The sequence below is a fragment of the Methylovulum sp. genome (genome assembly GCF_028687615.1).
Classification (GTDB): domain Bacteria; phylum Pseudomonadota; class Gammaproteobacteria; order Methylococcales; family Methylomonadaceae; genus Methylovulum.
In genome coordinates this window covers 15,186-34,114 of the sequence record NZ_JAQTZU010000007.1, presented here as the reverse complement: position 1 = coordinate 34,114, position 18,929 = coordinate 15,186, and the positions used below count along the sequence as shown (strand labels likewise).

The window sequence follows — 18,929 nt, the reverse complement described above, 5'->3', positions numbered from 1 at the left end:
CGCTGAATTGTCGGTGACAAAGTCCGCCTATTATCGCATCCAAACAGTCATGGTCAAGAAATCTACTGATAAAACCGACAGTAAAGATGGTTTTGGGTCGTTAAAAAAACATTGTTGCTGATTATTCGGAGCCTGGCATGGTAACTTGTGGGCCCAACCATTCCTGTAAAAAATCCAAAAAACGCCTTACCTTGGCGGATAAATATTTCCGGTGTGGGTACACGGCATGGATATCTAAAGGCGGCAGCGTGTAATTTTCCAATACGGCTTTTAACTTACCTTTTTCAATATCCCTGGCGACCACATAAGAAGCCAGCATCACCAAGCCTAAACCATCTATCGCGGCAACCCGATTCGCATCGGCAACATTGGCCTGCATACGTCCAGAAACGGTAACCACTGTGTGGCCGGACTCGCTTTTAAACTGCCATTTATTTCTTGGAGAACTGGCCCAGTTGACCAAACAGCTATGTCCAATTAAATCCTCAGGCGTTTGTGGTATACCGTAACGGGCCAGATAATCGGGCGATCCACAAACAATCATAGAGGAACTTGCCAATTTTCTTGCCACCATGCTGGTGTCGTCCAGCGCACCCAAGTAAATCGCAACGTCTATGCCTTCATCAATCAAATCACCAGGACTGCTTTGCAAAATCAAATCCACAGTCAAGTCTTGGTGTATTTTCAAAAATTGCGAAATTGCACGGGTGATATGGCTTGCGCCAATGACTGGCGGGGCACTGATTTTTAGCACACCGCGCGGTTCGGTTTGCAAATGGGTGACCGCTGATTCCATTTCTTCAACATCGAGCAATACCTGTTGGCAACGCTCAAGATAGGACGCACCGACATCGGTAAGGCTTAAACTGCGGGTGGTCCGGTTAAATAGCCGAGTTCCCAAGCTCCCTTCAAGCTGCATAATGTGCTTGGTTGCCATAGCCCTCGAAATTCCGAGTTCACGCGCACCGCCCGCAAAGCTTCCCGCCCTGGCGACACGAACGAAAACATTCATACTGGTTAACTTGTCCACTTCATTTCCTCAATATCCTGAAAACAACCTCAAAAACGTCCAATAAACCCTTTTACAACTTTTCTTGGTCATTTTCATGAAATCTGTTCAATTAGCTACATAATCTGTAACCATTCTATCAATAAAATGTTGACATTTTAATTGTTTCTTAAATGCAGTCAATCAATTTATTATTTGGCGTATTGTATCCAAAATTTATCTCTGTATAGTAAGCATCAAGTTAGTGAAAAAGCAAAATTTATCAACTGCCAACGCTGTTTGAAGATTTTTAATTACTTTACAGGAATAAGACAATGAACGACTTTAAGAAAGACATATTGATTGGTTTACTGTTTATTGCCGGTATTTGGAGTTTTATTTCCGGTCAATTTATTTTCTCAACCGTATTATTTGCAACTGCGGCTATTTATAGCAACATTGTGATGAGAACCCAACTGAAAAGTTGAGTTCAAACCATTTAACAACCCTCCTGGTGTTATACCTCAAGCAGTTACTCCTCATAATACTCTGCTTGGACTTCGGCCTTCCATCGTGCAAAACCTTGGGAGGTTTTTTTTTGCCTAAAACTTCCGGCTAATCTTTCCGCAGATTTTTTTCCCACAACACATCACTAATTCCACACTGTGGCACAAAGCCGGCCACCGCACTCGTCAAAATACTCCTAATCTGGACATAATCGTCATTCTCAGTGGCCGCCTTCAAATGCTTGAGCATGATTTGCAACTCTGCCCAAGAAATAACCGGCTCTTTTGCCCGCATTATTCTAGGATGGCTGGTTTCCGAAACATGGTCGCCAATCAATAATTCCTCAAAAAGCTTCTCGCCCGGTCTCAAACCTATAAAACTGATTTCAATCTCGCCATCGGGATGGTCTTCATTTTTTACTTCCAAGCCACTTAAATGGATCATCCGCTTGGCCAAATCAAGGATACGGATAGGCTCGCCCATATCCAATACAAACACATCGCCGCCCTGCCCCATCGCCGCCGCCTGTATCACTAACTGCGCCGCTTCGGGTATGGTCATAAAATAACGGATGACACGGGGATCGGTCACCGTAACCGGCCCGCCACGGGCAATTTGCTCCCTGAACAAGGGGACTACGGAACCTGACGAGTCCAAGACATTGCCAAAACGCACCATAGTAAAACACGTTTGCTGGGTATCTTCCTGATTGACGCTGAGCGCCTGCAAAATCAATTCGGCAAAACGTTTGGTCGCCCCCATCGTGTTGGTCGGCCTGACCGCTTTGTCGGTGGAAATCAACACGAATTTTTCTACTTGGGCGGCAATGGCGGCCTGGGCGGTATGCAAGGTTCCGAAAATATTGTTCCAAACCGCTTCACCCGGATTCCTTTCCACGATAGGCACATGTTTATAGCTTGCGGTATGGTAAAACGTCTGTACTTTAAAAGTCTGGCAAATTTTTTCCACCCGCTCAAAGTCAAGGACTGAACCTAGCACAGCAACCAGTTCAAACGTTGTTGACCCGGCCATTTTAGAAAGCAAGTGTTGCAATTCTTTTTCTATGGTGTACAGAGCAAACTCACATATTTCAAACAATATCAATGACGTGGGTTGTAGACGGATAATTTGTCGGCAGAGTTCGGAGCCTATTGAACCGCCGGCACCAGTCACCATGACCACTTTACCGTTAATCGTAGACTGGATCAGCGAAGGATCAGGATCAATGCAATACCGCCCCAAAAGATCGGCAATATCCACTTCTTGCAAGGTATCAAAAGTCACCTTGCCCTGGGCTATATCAGCCAATCCCGGCATCGATCTGACGTGGACGGCATAGGGTTCAAGCAAACGGATAATTTCACTTCGCCGCGACCGGCTTACTGAAGGCATCGCCAGAAGAATATCGGAAATTTGATAACGCTTTATGACGTAAGCAAGCAAGCTGAGCGAATAAATCTTAACGCCATTAATTTTTTGTTTATGCAACAGATGGTTGTCATCAATGAAAGCGACGGGATTGTATTCCCGACCATGCGTTAAAGCCGCCGCCAACTGTATCCCGGCACTTCCCGCACCATAAATAATGACATTCTTTTTACTGCACAAAGCGGTATTACGCGTTCCAGACAAGCTGGAATAATTATCGGATAACCACCATCTTGCAAAAAAACGACTGCTACCGACCAGTAACATCATTAACAAACCATTTAACGGTGCTACTGTCCGTGGAATGACCGGGATGCTGGATTGGTAAATGACAAATGCAAAAACGAGCGCATATAGCGTTGTCGCCTGAAAAATTGTCCATAAGGCACGCATCTCGATGTAACGGACGATGGCGCGATACAAGCCCAATCGAATAAAAATAGGCACGGCGATAAAAGGTGCGGCAACAAACAAATACCATTCTTCACCACGGGGCGCATACCAAACCCCCCAGCGCAATGAAAATGCCAGCCACAAAGCCAACACAGAAAACAGCACATCGGTAGCGATGAGGATACCTATTTTTTTAGGTCTGGAAAGTTCCGTAAACCAATGCGCCAACCGCGTTTTCACTCTGCCACTTCCTTAGCACCGGCTTTAAAAATTACAGCCAAAATAAACAGCGGAACATAAGACAACAGCATTCCAAACAGGCCATTAATCCCACCCATTCCTACCCATAAAGCCATCGGTAACAACCAAAATACATTGATCATCGCCACCGCCAAACTTACCGGTTTATGCGCCCCGTAGCGGCGGGCAGCCTTCTGGTAAGCATGGCTGCGATGTGCTTGATAAACTTTTTCCCCTTGATATAGACGGTGCAACAAAGTCCATGTCGCATCCACAATAAATACACCTAACAAAATCAACCAACTCCAGAAAAATTGCGGGGAACACCACGCGGCTTGAAGAGAAAAAATGCCTAATACTATCCCTAAAAAACCACTGCCGCCATCACCCAGAAATATTTTGGCAGGAGGAAAATTCCAGCACAAAAAACCCGCCACCGCCATTGCCAGCAAAAACAGCGGCCAATAATGCCCGTTACCGTCAAGCACCAACCCGTACAATAAACCGCCACCGAAACAAACACAGATAGCTTCAATACCCGCAAAACCATCAATTCCGTCCATAAAATTATAAAGATTCAACAGCCAAACCAGATAAAAAATACCCAGCAAGCTGGCGATTCCTGAGCTCAGCGGCGAATCAAATAAAGGGATAGGAGGCACACCTAACCAAAACAAAGCCCAAGCGGAAGCAAACAGATGCGCCAATAAACGCAGATGGACAGGGACATGTTGGCGGTCATCGATAAAACCCACCAAGGCAACCAATGCACCAGCCCCTAAAAAAGCCCACAGCTCATTTAAGGTCAATATATCCAGGCCAAAAAATACCGGCGCACTGGCAAGAAAAACGCCGACAATCGCCAAGCCACCACCACGCGGCGTAGGGATATGATGCGAACTACGGTCATTGGGAATATCAAGCAGGGAGCTGGCAAGGGCGTAACGGCGCAAAATACCCGTCAAAACCACCGCTATAAAAAAAGCGGACAACAACAACATCAGCATAATCATCAATGTGACGCCAAATAATGCTGTACGGTTTGGGACAAGGCCAGGTCAACATCCACCCGTGGAGCCCACGCCAAAAGCTGACGGGTTTTAGCATCATCAACTTGCAAATTGCCGCATAAACGCTGGACCATTGCCCCTTTACCCCATAAAAACAAAGCACCCTTCAATAAATTTACCGGAACCGGCAACAACCGTGCTTTTTTACCCATAGCATAAGCGAGACGGTGCAATAATTCGGTAGTGGACAAATCTTCACCGTCACTGACCAAAAACGTCTGGTTAGCCGCCGCCGGATGCGTCATGCAAAGCATAATAACATCGACCAGATTATCCAACGCGACCAAGCTGCGCTTATTTGCAAGCAAGCCCAACGGCAATGGCAAACCTTTGTCCAAATACTGCATCATGGCCTGAAAATTAGCTTTGACTCCCGCCCCGTACACCAAAGGCGGACGGATAACCACCACTTCCATATCCGAAACTAAAGCCAGTTGGCGTAAACCATCTTCAGCCTCCCGCTTGGAAATTGCATAGAAATCAACGGGGTTAGGTTCATCATCTGCCGTAAAAGCGTGTCCGGGCAGGGTATTCTCACCATTGACCTTGATTGTGCTGATAAAAACAAAGCGTTTGACACCTGCGTCGGCGGCTTGCCTGGCAAGGTTTAACGTTCCCTCAACATTGACCTTGCGGAACTCCGCCAGCGCATCAACCGCCGTTTCATGCAAAACATGGACACGCGCCGCAAGATGGACAACCACCTCAATATTTTTTAGTGCCGTATGCCAATCGGTGTGACCGTCAATGCCCTCAATACCGATCCTGCCCACCTGGCAATCAAGCACCCCGGATAAACGGGTAACCTCCGTGACATTAAAGTTTTTGGCGATTAGTTCAACACATAAGGCTTTGCCAACGAAACCCGCCGCCCCCGTCACCAGCACATTATCCATAACCTAAGCCACCCAATCTGTAGCAAACATGCGGTTATTGTTATGCGTTATAATACGAACCGGCAACCCAATGAAAGCAATATGGTAAACAAGACATCCAGCACCCCAACGAGAACAGGCCATGAGACTTGCCAGCAATAAAATTGACCACCTAAAAACAGCAATCAAAGCGATTATGCCCACTGCCAAAATATATCTGTTCGGCAGCCGAGTGGATGACACGAAAAAAGGTGGCGACATTGACCTGTTGATTTTAGGGGAGAGGACACTGGATTTTTTAGAAAAAGCAACGATTGAACGCGAATTTTTCAGGGCATTTGGCGAACAGAAACTGGATTTGGTCAGCTTTGAATTTTCCTCAAATGATGTGTTTAAAGACATCGCCCTCAACGAAGCCATAGAATTATGAATAACCATCAAGAAAATCTGTTCAAGCTGTTAAATAAGGAACTGGAGTTACTGGCAAAATCCGTGACCGTACTTCGCTATTCATTTACCCAATGCCAGCATATCGGTTTAAAAAACACTTACACTATGCCAGAGTTGAGCGAGTTTGAATCCTTAAGCGGACGCTTTGCCAGAAGCAGCGACATTTTGACACAAAAAGTATTAAAAACACTGTTTATCCTGCTTCAAGAAGATGCCAAGTTTTTTATCGACCGCTGCAATTTGTCTGAAAAAATGGGGCTAGTGGAAAACGCGGATGATTTATATGCGATCAGAAAACTCAGGAACGATATTGCCCATGAATACTGCCTGGACGATATAACCAGCATTTTTAAACCCCTGTTGGATTACAGCGGGTTGCTGTTAAAAATCATTGATGATGTGGCGGCTTATATCCAAAAGCTGGCGAAACGATAAAATTGTCTCAATGCCATTGATAACTATATGAAACCCTTTATGCAGTAAACGTTATACGCTACAACAAGAGTGTAAGAAATCCTAATGTTGTTAGGATGCTTTCCTAACAATTATTCCCTAACATGTACAAGCAAAACCATCAATAGCTAATTTTAAATGTGCAGCCTGATTGTTATCAGACCATTGATCTTGTGAAAGCCAACCTTCACCCAAAGCGTACGGAGGAACATCTATAAACTTATCTAAGACACCTTTGCCAACATCAAAATCAGGCCCAAGCATTTGGTGTCCTTTACTTGCAAGATATTGTGCCAGCTCTTTAAAAGGCTATGTTACCGTTAATTGTTGAAATATAAATTTATAAATATCATGGCATTATGTTATTTCTAGGCTTATCAATAGGAAAAATACATTTCATTGTTGAAGCTTTTAATTTATCAGACATAGACATGCTAGAAATTACATAAAACACACTAATTTATAAGTGATTTTTATTTCCATAATTAACGGTAACATAGCCCTTTAAAATGCTCGCGTAGAAACAACACCGTTGGCCAGCTATCAATAGTCCTTTCGTCAGACAAATAATTATATTCGGTCGTGTTAAACTACTGTCTGTTTTTTTTGGAGTCCACTATACTGGATTCAGATAGCCCATAGGTAAAATTTATGAATCACCATCAAGAAAATCTGCCCAGGCTGTTAAATAAGGATGAACTGGATATTTTGGCAAAATCCGTAACCGTTACTTCGCTATTCATTGATACAATACAGAAGGAGCTATACATATAGGCTTCCCGTTGATCGAAGCTTAATCTAATTGGACTTTAGCGCAAAGCAACATAATCCAATCGTTTAAACCCATCAGCAACATTTGTTTAACGGTTTCAAGCCTAGATTTTTCTCCGGTATTTTCATTGATTGCATAAACAAAATCAAAATCTTCAAATATTTTTTCCAAAAATTTTTCAGGTTCAGCATATGCATAAAAAGTGAATTCGATAAACATCTTTAAGTTATCACTTGCAGCAATAATCTCTCGCATACCTTCGTACGCTTTATCTTCAAAACCTTCAATATCTAGCTTGATAATATCGATATTTTGTATTAATTGTTTTTTACAGTAATCGTCAATTGTTATGGACTCAACCTCGTAAGAATTATCAATCAAGCTCTTATCATTAACATCATGGAGAGTTGCACTTCCCCATAAATCTTTAAAGATATTAATTGTCACTTTTTCATTGCTTTTGTTAGTGACGGCAAAATGATTGACCTTTGATCTGTTAGTCAAGCCATTAACAGAAACGTTTTTAATAATTATGTGAATAAGGTCTGGGTTGGCTTCAAAAATATGAATAGAACCTTTATGGTTTGAAGTCCCAGCCATTAAGGAAAAAAATCCAAAGTTGGCACCAATATCAAAAACCGTAGATACCTCTTCAACATATTTTCTAAATATTGATGTTATCTGTGGTTCCCATTCACCTTCTAATAAAATATGCGGGGCAAGCGATACGTCGCGGGTATCGACATACATTTTTTGTCCGGTAAATAACCGAGTTATTGCCAAATTATCTCCTAAATAAACAGACATACCGTTTTTAATCATATTAATATAAAAAGCAAGCTCGTTTATTCGTTCAATATCAACCGATACCTGTTTGCACGAAACCAGATATTTATACAAATTTTTAAACTTTTTAAAAAACATAAACCCTCCTATTTAATCAAATTAACCTTCATCATTATCCTACTACCATGATATATTTGTTCAGAACCTTGCTTAAACGTCAAAATTGCCTCAATTTACTGACTTGTAAAGTTCTGCGTAAGCTTCACCTAATGCCTCGCTGGAAAATAACCGTTCATAGCGCCACCGTGCAGCAATTCCCATACGCAACGCTAACGACACATCGTCAATTAAACTATTTAATGCCTGGGCTAATTGCTTGGGAGATTCCGGCGGCACAACCCAGCCCGTTTCACCATTAATATTCACAAACGATGTCCCTGTACCTAATTCACAGGACACCATTGGCTTAGCAAACATAGACGCTTCGACCAACACCATTCCAAAAGCTTCGGAGCGAAGATGGGATGTTAAAACAAAAGCGTAACATCTTGCTAATAAGATTTGTTTTTGCCCATTGGAAACTTGACCAGCAAAAACAACATTGGTTATTTTTTTTCGGGCCAGTAACGCCCTCAAATAACCTTCTTCTGGACCAGAACCGGCAATAACGATCTTCGCTTTGATATCCGCCGCCGCCTCAAGCAATACATGCAGACCTTTGTAATAACGCAAAACCCCCAAAGCCAGTATAAAAGGCTGGTCATTATCTACCAACAATGTTTTCAAATAGTCGCTATCGTCGCCTAAAGCTTCATCCCGATAATCCGCAATCCCCAAAGGGATCACTTGCAGTTTCTCGCTGGATACTACATTCTGCAAAACACGACTGGTTGCTGCATAAGTAGGCGATGTTGCTATGACCCTTGCCATCGACTGTAAAGTTGTGCGCATTAATGGCGCATAGAGATACCCCAAATAACGCTGCCTTATAATATCAGAATGGTAGGTCATCACTGCGGGCTTACTGTGCGGACCGAATAAACGCAAAATGTCGGCAAAAGGCCAAGGAAAATGATAATGGACAATATCGGCCCAATTCTCTAGCTCCCGAAATTTAATGGCCGCATCTATCCCCCCCACATTACAAGAAGCCGGTGCAGCAAGTGAGCGGCAACGGATCACTTTAGCTTCGGGCAAATCAATTTCACTGGGAACGGGGGTGGGTGATAAGGTAAATACCCTCGATTCAATACCTAATGCTTTTGACGCAAGGGCAATCTGCCGTATGGCTTCTTGCAAACCACCCGGGGGGTCTGGGAAGTAGGTTCTGTAGACATGCAGAACTTTCATAGTTATCTCATGGCGAGCTGATAACCCATCTCAAGCCGCTGCAAATGATTGGCAGGGGAAAATTTTTCAGCTTGTTTTAAGCCCCGTGCTATCAGTTCAGTACGCAACGCATTGTCACTCGCCAGACGATCTATAGCAGCAGCAATTTCTCCAACATCAAGAGGATTAACATACATCACGGCATCACCGCCCACTTCAGGTAAAGAGCTGACATTTGAAGTGATAACGGGGCATTTCATTGTCATTGCTTCCAAAACCGGCAAACCAAAACCCTCATAAAGTGATGGGAAGACAAGTCCGCATGCCCCTTTCAAAAGATACATGAGCTGCCGGAATGGTAAATACTCAATACGCCGAAACCGCCTTTTTCCAGCAGATCGTATATGAAGCTGGGCTATCAAGCGTTTCACATCATCATAGAGCCAACCATCTTTACCGACAATAATGATTGGATAATCTGTCTTGGCGATAGTCATAGCTTCTATAATACGGGCAATATTTTTTTTAGGTTCGACTGCGCCAAAAAAAAGAAAATATTTGTTTCGTTTCAAACCAAAATTACGTTCTAAAAACAATGACACTGACTCATCATCTAACTCCCGATAACGGTTCGGAATATCAACGGCTTGATAAGTGACATAAACTTTGTCTTCTGGAATATCAAAATACGATATAAGGTCGCGGCGGCTATGTTCAGATACCGTAAAAATCATGTCAGCGTTCTTAATCGAAAGTTTAAGGATACGTTGATAATGCCGTAGATTAACCTCTGTGCTTTGAGGCAAAACCAAAGGAATGATATCGTGGAAAGTAACAACATTTGCCACATTTTTCATTGAAATTGGCAAAGGACACGTCGCATGGAATATATCCACTTTTTGGTCTTTGGGAAAACTTATTTCAAGTGGTCGATTTAGGATAAATGAATAGAATTGCGATACCCTAAATACAGAGGGGATATTCAATATCTCAGCAGGAGGTAATCGTTCCCTAAGTGCAGATATATCAATCAGGGCATTTACAGGAATAGTCTTAGCCTGTATTGGCTGCCTTAATAAATGCTTTAATAAGTAGCGACCACTATATACAGCCCATCTGGAAACATCATGACGGCTGGCTTCCCCATAGATGGTCAAACTTTGAATAAAGTGCGACCAAACCAATTCAGGATTTTGACCCACTCCGTTTAAACCATAACAGGTATAAATTTCGTGATTATTTGCAGCCAATATTTTTGACAATTCGCGGGCGTATGTAGCAATTCCCGTCCCTTGCGCAAAACCAAGATTAAACCCATCAATAGCAATTTTCATATTTTTTAATTAAAACAATAAGTTAATTCAAGTTTTATCAAGTTTATCGATTATCAAATAGCATTTATATCAACTTCTAGCAAACACCCATGCTCTAACCTAAACACCCGATTGCAATACTGGCGGACTAACTCATGGTTATGCGAAGCAAACACAAAAATCCCCACTGATTTGATTAACGCCTCCATACGTTCTTTAGCCTTAACCTGAAATTCCGCGTCGCCCGTGCCAAACACTTCATCGACCAGCAGAATATCCGGCGCTGTGGAAGTGGCGACGGCGAACATCAGCCGAGTTGCCATACCGGACGAATAAGTACGTACTGGCAACTGCAAAAAATCGCCCAACTGGGTAAAGTCTTCGATTTCTTTCGTTTTGCTGAGAATTTCCGCCATGGACAAGCCCATTAAAATACCCATGCGGATAATGTTTTCGTAACCGGATAATTCAGGGTCCATGCCCGCGCCCAGTTCCAACACCGTGGCGACCCGCCCTTGCCGGACAACACTGCCGCTGATCGGATGGTAAACACCTGCCATTGTGCGCAATAACGTGCTTTTACCCGCCCCGTTATGCCCTATCAACCCCACCGAATCGCCATCTTTCAACCCGAAACTGACCTCATTGAGGGCAGTGACGACTTGGATATGCCCGGCTTCACTTTCAATACGCCCGCCCGTGCTGATACGCACCAATTGGTTACGCAAGGACATGCTGCGGCTGTTGTAAATGGGGTATTGCACCGTCACTTTATCGAATTTAAGAATAGCCATGCTTACACCCAAAATGCGACGCGATGATGCTGGCGGTTAAATAGCCACAGCGTTACGCCCCAGCCAACAACCAGCATGACCAAATGGGTTTCAACCACAAAAATCGGCGGCGGCGAGCCTAATAAAGGATAGCGGACAATTTCGATAAAATGCGAAAACGGGTTGAACCATATAATATGCTCACTGAATGGCAGATAGTTGGGGCGGTAAAATACGGGGCTAACCAGCATAAGTAACGGCATGACCATCGTCGTGAGATATTCAATATCCCGAAACCGCGCGCCGACCAAGCCAATGAACAAAGCCAGCCAAAGCAGGTTTAAGGCAAGCAGGATAAGGCCGGGCAAGGCCAGCCAAGCAGTTAAAGTTATGGGATGCCCCAGACCCAAGGCCACTATAAAAAAAACCGGCGCATTATGTGCCAGATTAATCAAGTGCCTTAGTAACAACTGCGCCGGATGGATTGCCAGCGGCAAATTAAGGTTGCGGATAATCGAAGCTTGGCGGCTGAACAGCACGGTGGATTCAGTGATGATGCCGGAAATGAATTGCCACAAAATCAGTCCGGCAGTCAGTGTAGGGACAAACGTAGTGGCATCCACATGGAACAGTTCGCTCCAAATAAATCCCAAACCCGCCGAACCGCCCGCCGTACCTAATGTTAGCCATAACGGACCTAAAACACTGCGCTTATAGCGGGCCTTGACATCGCTGAACGCCATAAAAACAATAATGCGGGTGCATTGAAAAGCTTGGGCAATATCGGCCATGCCAGCAAATTTTGATGTGGATAACATTTAGATTGAGGTATTTATCACTGGTCGGCAGGCTTAAGGGCGAGAGCATTCAGTTCGGTTGCAGACCAGCCCGTCACTTCTGACACAACCCCAATGGACGTACCTTTTTTCAACAAGTTCAAAGCTATATCTTGGGTGGCTTCGAGATAGCCGTCAACAAACGTGGATTGGAACATGCTGGCCTGATAATGCAAATCGTCCTGATAACGCTCATACGCGGCCTGTTCTTCTGGCGGCAATTTCATGAGGCTAAGTTTTTCTTCCGCCTCTTTTAAGCCCTTGGCGGTGAAATCCGGCTTTATTTCTTCATTTTTCAGGAAATAAATCCATTCATCCAAGGTGTCTTTGGCAATATCATTGAAACTATTTATTTTAATCAAATAATATTCGGGATACAGAGCCTCGACGGTGTTTTTTTGGAACAACTTTTTTTGTTTGTCGTTCAATTGGAGCAAGTCATGCCCATGCACACCAATGAAGCGGGGGCTGCCTTTATAGAGATAATCTTTGCCTATCCCCAAATCAAAATAGAGGATGTTGACGGAAATGACTTTGGTGATGTCGGCATACTCGCTACCCGCCTGCATCGATTCCAGCGCGGCTTTGGAAGCCGCGTAGAAAATGCGTTGCAGATAGTCAAACTCCCTATCGTACTGGATTTCGATAATGATGGTTTCGCCGTTGCTGTTGCGAACTTTGAGATCAACGCGGCTGAACTTGTCGCGTTGATAATCTTGATTGCTTTCGCTTTCCAACACCTCCAAAATAAAAATGTCTTCTTTTAGCAATTCACTTAAAAAGCCTTCGAGAATGCCAAAATTAGCTTTGCTGCGTAACAGACGTTTGATGGCCCAATCAAAGGCGATAAGTTTGCGCTTCATTGTTTAAAAAAATGTTCCGTAACGGTTATTTCTTGATGTAAAGATCAGTAATCGTGCCGGTAATCATCTCCGCCGCGAACGCAAAAGTTTCAGATAAAGTCGGATGCGGATGGATAGTCAAGCTGATGTCTTCCGCGTCCGCGCCCATTTCCAAGGCCAACACCGCTTCAGCAATCAACTCGCCCGCATTCGGGCCGACCATGCCCGCCCCCAGAATCCTGCCGGTTTCTTTCTCACACAGGATCTTGGTGATGCCTTCTTTACGGCCCATGCTTAAGGAACGGCCACTAGCCGCCCACGGGAACGCGGCTTTGTCATAGGCTATGCCTTGCTGTTTGGCGCAGGTTTCAGTCAAGCCCATCCAAGCAATTTCAGGGTCGGTGTAAGCGACCGACGGGATGGTCAACGCATCAAATCCGGCTTTATGCCCGGCGATGACTTCGGCGGCGACTTTACCTTCATGAACTGCTTTATGCGCCAGCATCGGGTTGCCAACAATATCGCCAATGGCGAAGATATGCGGCACATTAGTCCGTTGTTGCTTGTCAACGGGGATAAAGCCCTGTTCGTTGACGTTGACACCCGCCAGGTCGGCGGCAATCAGCTTGCCGTTGGGTCGGCGGCCTACGGCAACTAGCACGGCATCAAATAATTCCGATTCCGGCGCGCCTTTACCTTGACCACCAGGGACGGTGGGAATGCCGCCAGCCGATAGGGAATCGGCGCGGTCAAAGGAAACCTTCAAGCCATCCTCTTGCGCTTCAATCGCGGTGACGCGGGTTTCCAGCCATATATCTTTGTACTGTTTTTTGATACGGCGGAACAGCGGAGTGATCAAATCCTTGTCACAACCGGGAATGATTTGGTCCATCAATTCCACGACGCTGATTTCTGAACCGAAGGCATGGTAAACCGTCGCCATTTCCAAGCCGATAATACCGCCACCGACAATGAGCAATTTTTTCGGGATTTGGCTTAAGGCCAGCGCGTCGGTGGAATCCCACAAGCGCGGGTCGTCGTTCGGAAAAGTCGGAATCTTGGTGGGTTGGGAACCGGCGGCGATGATCGCGTTTTGGAAGTTGACCACGGTGGTTTCCGTTTCCCCTTGCACCGACAAGCTATTGGCAGAAGTAAATTGCCCAACGCCATGCAGCACGGTGACTTGGCGTTGTTTGGCAAGGCCGGACAGGCCACCGTTCAAGGTTTTGGTGACGCTTTCTTTCCAAGAGCGGATTTTGTCCAAATCCAGTTCCGGCTTAGTGAAGCTAATGCCGTGTTCCGCCATTTCTTGCGTCTCGTGGATAATCAAGGCGGTGTGCAACAAGGCTTTTGACGGAATGCAACCGACATTCAAACAAACTCCGCCCAGCACGGGTTCGCGCTCGACCAAGACCACTTGCTTGCCCAAATCCGCCGCACGGAACGCGGCACTGTAACCGCCTGGGCCGCCGCCCAAGACGACGACTTCTGCATTCAAAACTGTTTCTGTCATGATAATTTCCTTGAATTTATAACGTAGGTTGGGGAGACGAAAGACTCCCCAACAATCAATTCATGGTACGCCGTTGGGGTTCGTACCCTCACCCCAAGCTACCAGTTAAAGCAACAAGCGGCGGATGTCGCTCAGGTTTTGTTTGATCACGTTCATAAAACGCGCCCCTTCGGCACCGTCGATGACGCGGTGATCGTAGGTCAAATCCAATGGCAACATCAGACGTGGGACGAATTCTTTACCGTTCCAAACCGGCTGCATTTTGTGGCGGGTAATGCCCAAAATCGCCACTTCCGGCGCGTTGACAATAGGTGTAAACGCCGTGCCGCCGATGCCGCCCAAACTGGAAATGGTCATGCAACCGCCTTGCATATCGGCAGGCATCAATTTACCCTGCCGTGCTTTCGCACTCTTTTCCGCCAGTTCGACCGCCAATTGGTTGATGGATTTTTTATCGACATCTCGCAGGACGGGGACGACCAAACCATTCGGGGTATCGACGGCAATGCCAATGTGGCAATATTTTTTCAGGATCAGGCTTTCACCGTCACTGGACAGCGAGGCGTTGAAATGGGGGAATTGCTGCATTCCGGCAACCAAAGCCTTGATGACGAACAACAACGGGGTAATTTTAATGTCGTCCTTGCCTTTTTCGCCGTTCAACACGGTGCGGAAAGCTTCCAGATCGGTGATGTCGGCTTCGTCGTGGTAAGTCACCATCGGCAAATTCAGCCAGACGCGGGTCATATTCTGTCCGGTCAGGCGTTTGATTTTGCTGAGTTTCAGCATTTCAATCCCGCCGAACTGGGTAAAATCGACAGCAGGGATGGCGGGAATGCCCGCACCGCCTGTGCTTGGCAAACCTGCCGCCATGACTTTTTTGACAAACAGCTTCACATCTTCTTTCAGGATACGGCCTTTGCGTCCACTACCGACCGTGACTTTACCGATGTCCACACCCAATTCCCGCGCGAACAGACGCACTGATGGCGAGGCATGGGCCTTTACGCCCGTGATATGCGCAGATGGTTCTGCGGCTACCGCAACGGTTTTGGGTATCGGTGCGGTGGCTGGTCCGGCAACTGGCACCGGGCTTGCTGCAAGCACTGGCGGCGCGGCAACTTCAAGAGCGGGCACTTCTGCCGGTTTCGCCGCACTATGACCGCCAGGGACGGTGGCAATGCCGCCAGCCGGTAGGGAACCGGCGCAGCCCAGCCCTGCATCTTCCGTCAACACGGTGGCAATCAGGGTTCCTTCCGTGACTTTATCACCCGCTTTGATGAACACTTCCTTGACCGTGCCAGACGCGCTGGATGGCAATTCCATCGTGGCTTTGTCGGTCTCCAAAGTGGCAACTGTTTGTTCCAAAGCTATGACATCACCGACTTTAATCAGCACTTCAACAACGTCAATGGACGGGACGTTGCCGACATCAGGAACCTTAATTTCGCACAAACCAGTTATTTTATTATTATCGGTCATATTCTTATCCTTGGATTAGATTAGCCACGGTGCTTTAACATCTGCCGCCAAGCCGTATTTGGCAATCGCCACCTCAACTTTGGCAGGCTCAAATTGGCCTAAGTCCGCCAAGGCCTTCAATGCAGCGACGGTCACATGGTAACGGTCCACTTCAAAGAATCGGCGCAAGTTTTCGCGGGTGTCGGAACGCCCAAAACCATCAGTCCCCAACACCGTATAAGGGGCTGCAATCAAAAAGCGGATTTGCTCGGCAAAGGCACGGGTGTAATCAGTCGCGGCAACGATAGGACCGACAGCGTTTGTCAAACAATGCGCAACATGGGCTTGTTTAGGCGGTTCGGTCGGGTGCAGGCGGTTCCAACGCTGGCAAAGTTGCCCATCGCGGGCCAATTCGGTGAAACTTGGGCAACTCCACAAATCCGCTTCAACGCCCCAATCATCACGCAACAAATCGGCGGCGAATTCAACTTCGCGGAAAATCGTGCCAGAGCCTAACAATTGCACACGCGGGGTTTTGTTATCCGCCCCTTTACGGAAACTGTACATCCCTTTAAGGATGTTTTGTTCTTCCCCTTTGGGCAGGGCCGGATGTTCGTAGTTTTCGTTCATCACGGTGATGTAATAAAACACATCTTCTTGCTCGACATACATGCGCCGCAAGCCGTCTTGGACAATCACCGCCAATTCGTAGGAGTAGGTCGGATCGTAAGAGACGCAATTGGGCACGGTCGCCGCCATGATATGGCTATGCCCGTCTTCATGCTGCAAGCCTTCGCCGTTCAGCGTGGTACGTCCCGCCGTGCCGCCCATCAGGAAGCCACGGGTACGTTGGTCTGCCGCCGCCCAGATCAAATCGCCGACGCGTTGGAAACCAAACATCGAGTAATAAATAAAGAACGGGATCATCGGCACGTTGTGCGTGGAGTAAGACGTACCAGCGGCAATCCAATCACACAAACCGCCCGCTTCGTTAATCCCTTCCTGCAAAATCTGCCCGTGCTTGTCTTCTTTGTAGAACATCAATTCTTTGGCATCTTGTGGCGTATAAAGCTGGCCCACTTGCGACCATATCCCCAATTGCCGGAACATGCCTTCCATGCCGAAAGTGCGGGATTCATCCGGCACGATAGGCACGATACGTTTGCCGATGTTTTTGTCTTTGGTCAAAATGTTGATCAAGCGCACGAACGCCATCGTCGTCGAAATTTCGCGGCCTTCGCCACTGGCTTCCAACAGGGGTTTGAAATCGCTCAATACCGGCACGTCCAGCGCGTAAGATTTGCTGCGGCGTGACGGCAGATTGCCACCTAATTCGGTGCGGCGTTTACGCATGTATTCCAGTTCTTTGGAACCTTCGAGGAAGGTCAGGTAAGGCAGTTCATGCAATTCATCGTCGGTCACCGGCAATTCGTAACGGTCACGGAAATGCGTCAGCGAGCTGGGGCTCATTTTTTTCTGTTGGTGGGTGATGTTTTGTGCTTGGCCTGATTCGCCCATGCCGTAACCTTTGATGGTTTTCGCCAAAATCACGGTGGGCTGGCCTTGGTGGTTCACGGCGGCGTGGAATGCCGCATAAACTTTGGCAGGATCATGTCCGCCACGGTTCAGCTCCCAAATATCGCGGTCAGACCAGTCGGCGACCATCGCTTTCAGTTCCGGGCTGTTAAAGAAATGCTCACGGACATACGCGCCATCTTTGGCCTTGAAGGTTTGGAAATCACCGTCCACGCACTCCATCATACGTTTGATCAACAAGCCCTGTTTGTCACGCGCCAAGAGAATATCCCAACGCTGCCCCCAAACCACTTTAATGACATTCCAACCCGCACCACGGAATTCGCTTTCCAGCTCCTGGATGATTTTGCCATTGCCGCGTACCGGGCCATCCAACCGTTGCAGGTTACAGTTGACGACGAAAATCAGGTTGTCCAGTTTTTCACGACCGGCCATGCCTATCGCGCCCAGCGATTCCGGTTCGTCCGTCTCACCATCGCCTAGGAAACTCCAGACTTTACGGTTTGCGGTATCGGCGAAACCACGGTCTTGCAAATAACGCATGAAGCGTGCTTGGTAAATCGCCATAATCGGACCCAAGCCCATAGATACGGTCGGGAATTGCCAAAAATCCTGCATCAGCCAAGGATGGGGATATGACGACAAGCCATCGCCATGCACTTCTTGACGGAAGTTATCCATTTGCGCTTGGGTGAAGCGGCCCAACAAAAACGCGCGGGCATAATCACCTGGTGTCAAATGGCCCTGGGTGTAAATCAAATCGCCGCCATGCTGTTCGGAAGCGGCGTGCCAAAAATGGTTGTAACCCACATCATAAAGCGTCGCCGCCGAGGCAAAACTGGCGATATGTCCGCCGACATTGGTGTGTTTGTTCGCCCGCAACACCATCATCATCGCGTTCCAGCGCACATAAGAACGGATCCGTTGTTCTATGGTCGCGTCACCAGGAAACTGTGCTTGCCGTTCAACCGGTATGGTATTGAGATACGCGGTATTGGCACTAAACGGGATGTCAAATCCTGAATGGCGGGTGACTGCCACCAGTTGTTCAATCAAAAAATGCGCCCGTTCACTGCCATCTTGCTCCAGTACGGCCTGCAAAGCCTCAATCCATTCCCGGGTTTCTGCCGGATCAATATCGTTTTGTCCGGTAATTTCTGAAATTAGGCTATTCTTCATGGGGTAATCCTGTTGGGTTTGATCCTATGGGTTGATCATATAGCGAAGCGTATGACTTAACCGTGGTTAATAACGGACGGTGACTTATTTGATTTGGGTAAAAAACACCAATGCCATCTGGCAATGCCTGGCCTTGCTGACCCTCTGGTTTTGATTTTTTATATCTGGACTGGACAGGCGGGGGA

General features: G+C 46.6%; 17 protein-coding genes. 3 read left to right on the top strand and 14 right to left on the bottom strand.

From position 1 onward, the window contains the following. Nucleotides 1-121: 121 nt before the first annotated feature. A complete protein-coding gene (locus tag PHH59_RS05590; RefSeq protein WP_300012488.1) occupies nt 122-1,030 on the bottom strand; it encodes a LysR family transcriptional regulator in 909 nt (302 codons plus the stop codon). Nucleotides 1,031-1,323: 293 nt separating this feature from the next. On the opposite strand from PHH59_RS05590, the gene PHH59_RS05585 reads away from it, so the two are divergent. Next, the gene (locus tag PHH59_RS05585) at nt 1,324-1,476 is read left to right on the top strand and encodes a hypothetical protein (RefSeq protein ID WP_300012485.1); all 153 of its coding nucleotides are present in this window, start codon (nt 1,324-1,326) and stop codon (nt 1,474-1,476) included. 127 nt (nt 1,477-1,603) lie between these two features. On the opposite strand, the gene PHH59_RS05580 is transcribed toward PHH59_RS05585, so the two are convergent. From PHH59_RS05580 to PHH59_RS05570, 3 genes are read right to left on the bottom strand one after another with little or no spacing between them, the layout of a single operon-like run. Continuing rightward, entirely contained in the window at nt 1,604-3,556 is a 1,953-nt protein-coding gene (locus PHH59_RS05580; protein WP_300012482.1) for a nucleoside-diphosphate sugar epimerase/dehydratase, read from the bottom strand. Then, the gene (locus PHH59_RS05575; protein ID WP_300012479.1) at nt 3,553-4,569 is read right to left on the bottom strand and encodes a glycosyltransferase family 4 protein; all 1,017 of its coding nucleotides are present in this window, start codon (nt 4,567-4,569) and stop codon (nt 3,553-3,555) included. Before PHH59_RS05575 ends, PHH59_RS05580 begins: the two co-directional genes overlap by 4 nt. Continuing rightward, nucleotides 4,569-5,522 (bottom strand): SDR family oxidoreductase, encoded by a 954-nt coding sequence (locus PHH59_RS05570; RefSeq protein ID WP_300012476.1) that lies wholly within the window; start codon nt 5,520-5,522, stop codon nt 4,569-4,571. The genes PHH59_RS05575 and PHH59_RS05570 overlap by 1 nt, the downstream gene beginning before the upstream one ends. Before the next feature lie 121 nt (nt 5,523-5,643). On the opposite strand from PHH59_RS05570, the gene PHH59_RS05565 reads away from it, so the two are divergent. Both PHH59_RS05565 and PHH59_RS05560 read left to right on the top strand, forming a co-directional pair. Next, nucleotides 5,644-5,931 (top strand): nucleotidyltransferase domain-containing protein, encoded by a 288-nt coding sequence (locus PHH59_RS05565; RefSeq protein WP_300012474.1) that lies wholly within the window; start codon nt 5,644-5,646, stop codon nt 5,929-5,931. Further along, on the top strand, nt 5,928-6,386 hold the full coding sequence (locus PHH59_RS05560) for a hypothetical protein (protein ID WP_300012470.1): 459 nt from the start codon (nt 5,928-5,930) through the stop codon (nt 6,384-6,386). The genes PHH59_RS05565 and PHH59_RS05560 overlap by 4 nt, the downstream gene beginning before the upstream one ends. A 117-nt stretch (nt 6,387-6,503) precedes the next feature. Here the strand turns inward: PHH59_RS05560 and PHH59_RS05555 are convergent, their stop codons facing one another. The 10 genes from PHH59_RS05555 to aceE all read right to left on the bottom strand — a co-directional run bounded on the left by PHH59_RS05555 (nt 6,504) and on the right by aceE (nt 18,744). Continuing rightward, nucleotides 6,504-6,668, bottom strand: a complete 165-nt coding sequence (locus PHH59_RS05555) for a hypothetical protein (RefSeq protein ID WP_300012467.1) — start codon at nt 6,666-6,668, stop codon at nt 6,504-6,506. A 529-nt stretch (nt 6,669-7,197) separates the two neighbouring features. Next, nucleotides 7,198-8,100, bottom strand: coding sequence for an FkbM family methyltransferase (locus tag PHH59_RS05550; protein ID WP_300012464.1), 903 nt, complete (start codon nt 8,098-8,100; stop codon nt 7,198-7,200). A gap of 90 nt (nt 8,101-8,190) precedes the next feature. Then, nucleotides 8,191-9,312: a glycosyltransferase gene (locus tag PHH59_RS05545; RefSeq protein ID WP_300012460.1), complete on the bottom strand. Its 1,122-nt coding sequence runs from the start codon at nt 9,310-9,312 to the stop codon at nt 8,191-8,193. A 2-nt stretch (nt 9,313-9,314) separates the two neighbouring features. Continuing rightward, a complete protein-coding gene (locus PHH59_RS05540) occupies nt 9,315-10,625 on the bottom strand; it encodes a glycosyltransferase family 1 protein (RefSeq protein ID WP_300012457.1) in 1,311 nt (436 codons plus the stop codon). A 53-nt stretch (nt 10,626-10,678) separates the two neighbouring features. Beyond that, entirely contained in the window at nt 10,679-11,398 is a 720-nt protein-coding gene (locus PHH59_RS05535; RefSeq protein ID WP_300012454.1) for an ABC transporter ATP-binding protein, read from the bottom strand. 2 nt (nt 11,399-11,400) lie between these two features. Then, entirely contained in the window at nt 11,401-12,195 is a 795-nt protein-coding gene (locus PHH59_RS05530) for an ABC transporter permease (RefSeq protein ID WP_300012451.1), read from the bottom strand. Between the two features lie 17 nt (nt 12,196-12,212). After that, entirely contained in the window at nt 12,213-13,076 is an 864-nt protein-coding gene (locus PHH59_RS05525) for an Rpn family recombination-promoting nuclease/putative transposase (protein ID WP_300012448.1), read from the bottom strand. 25 nt (nt 13,077-13,101) lie between these two features. After that, nucleotides 13,102-14,568: a dihydrolipoyl dehydrogenase gene (lpdA, locus tag PHH59_RS05520; RefSeq protein ID WP_300012445.1), complete on the bottom strand. Its 1,467-nt coding sequence runs from the start codon at nt 14,566-14,568 to the stop codon at nt 13,102-13,104. 105 nt (nt 14,569-14,673) lie between these two features. Continuing rightward, the gene (locus PHH59_RS05515; protein WP_300012442.1) at nt 14,674-16,050 is read right to left on the bottom strand and encodes a 2-oxo acid dehydrogenase subunit E2; all 1,377 of its coding nucleotides are present in this window, start codon (nt 16,048-16,050) and stop codon (nt 14,674-14,676) included. A 15-nt stretch (nt 16,051-16,065) separates the two neighbouring features. Then, on the bottom strand, nt 16,066-18,744 hold the full coding sequence (gene aceE, locus PHH59_RS05510) for a pyruvate dehydrogenase (acetyl-transferring), homodimeric type (protein ID WP_300012439.1): 2,679 nt from the start codon (nt 18,742-18,744) through the stop codon (nt 16,066-16,068). Nucleotides 18,745-18,929: the final 185 nt, after the last annotated feature.

Excerpts from the sequence above, each read along its gene's own strand:
- PHH59_RS05585 (WP_300012485.1), top strand. The coding sequence starts at position 1,324 with ATGAACGACTTTAAGAAAGACATATTGATTGGTTTACTGTTTATTGCC.
- PHH59_RS05575 (WP_300012479.1), bottom strand. The coding sequence starts at position 4,569 with ATGATTATGCTGATGTTGTTGTTGTCCGCTTTTTTTATAGCGGTGGTT.
- PHH59_RS05570 (WP_300012476.1), bottom strand. The coding sequence starts at position 5,522 with ATGGATAATGTGCTGGTGACGGGGGCGGCGGGTTTCGTTGGCAAAGCC.
- PHH59_RS05565 (WP_300012474.1), top strand. The coding sequence starts at position 5,644 with ATGAGACTTGCCAGCAATAAAATTGACCACCTAAAAACAGCAATCAAA.
- PHH59_RS05560 (WP_300012470.1), top strand. The coding sequence starts at position 5,928 with ATGAATAACCATCAAGAAAATCTGTTCAAGCTGTTAAATAAGGAACTG.
- PHH59_RS05555 (WP_300012467.1), bottom strand. The coding sequence starts at position 6,668 with ATGCTTGGGCCTGATTTTGATGTTGGCAAAGGTGTCTTAGATAAGTTT.
- PHH59_RS05550 (WP_300012464.1), bottom strand. The coding sequence starts at position 8,100 with ATGTTTTTTAAAAAGTTTAAAAATTTGTATAAATATCTGGTTTCGTGC.
- PHH59_RS05545 (WP_300012460.1), bottom strand. The coding sequence starts at position 9,312 with ATGAAAGTTCTGCATGTCTACAGAACCTACTTCCCAGACCCCCCGGGT.
- PHH59_RS05540 (WP_300012457.1), bottom strand. The coding sequence starts at position 10,625 with ATGAAAATTGCTATTGATGGGTTTAATCTTGGTTTTGCGCAAGGGACG.
- PHH59_RS05535 (WP_300012454.1), bottom strand. The coding sequence starts at position 11,398 with ATGGCTATTCTTAAATTCGATAAAGTGACGGTGCAATACCCCATTTAC.
- PHH59_RS05530 (WP_300012451.1), bottom strand. The coding sequence starts at position 12,195 with ATGTTATCCACATCAAAATTTGCTGGCATGGCCGATATTGCCCAAGCT.
- PHH59_RS05525 (WP_300012448.1), bottom strand. The coding sequence starts at position 13,076 with ATGAAGCGCAAACTTATCGCCTTTGATTGGGCCATCAAACGTCTGTTA.
- lpdA (WP_300012445.1), bottom strand. The coding sequence starts at position 14,568 with ATGACAGAAACAGTTTTGAATGCAGAAGTCGTCGTCTTGGGCGGCGGC.
- PHH59_RS05515 (WP_300012442.1), bottom strand. The coding sequence starts at position 16,050 with ATGACCGATAATAATAAAATAACTGGTTTGTGCGAAATTAAGGTTCCT.
- aceE (WP_300012439.1), bottom strand. The coding sequence starts at position 18,744 with ATGAAGAATAGCCTAATTTCAGAAATTACCGGACAAAACGATATTGAT.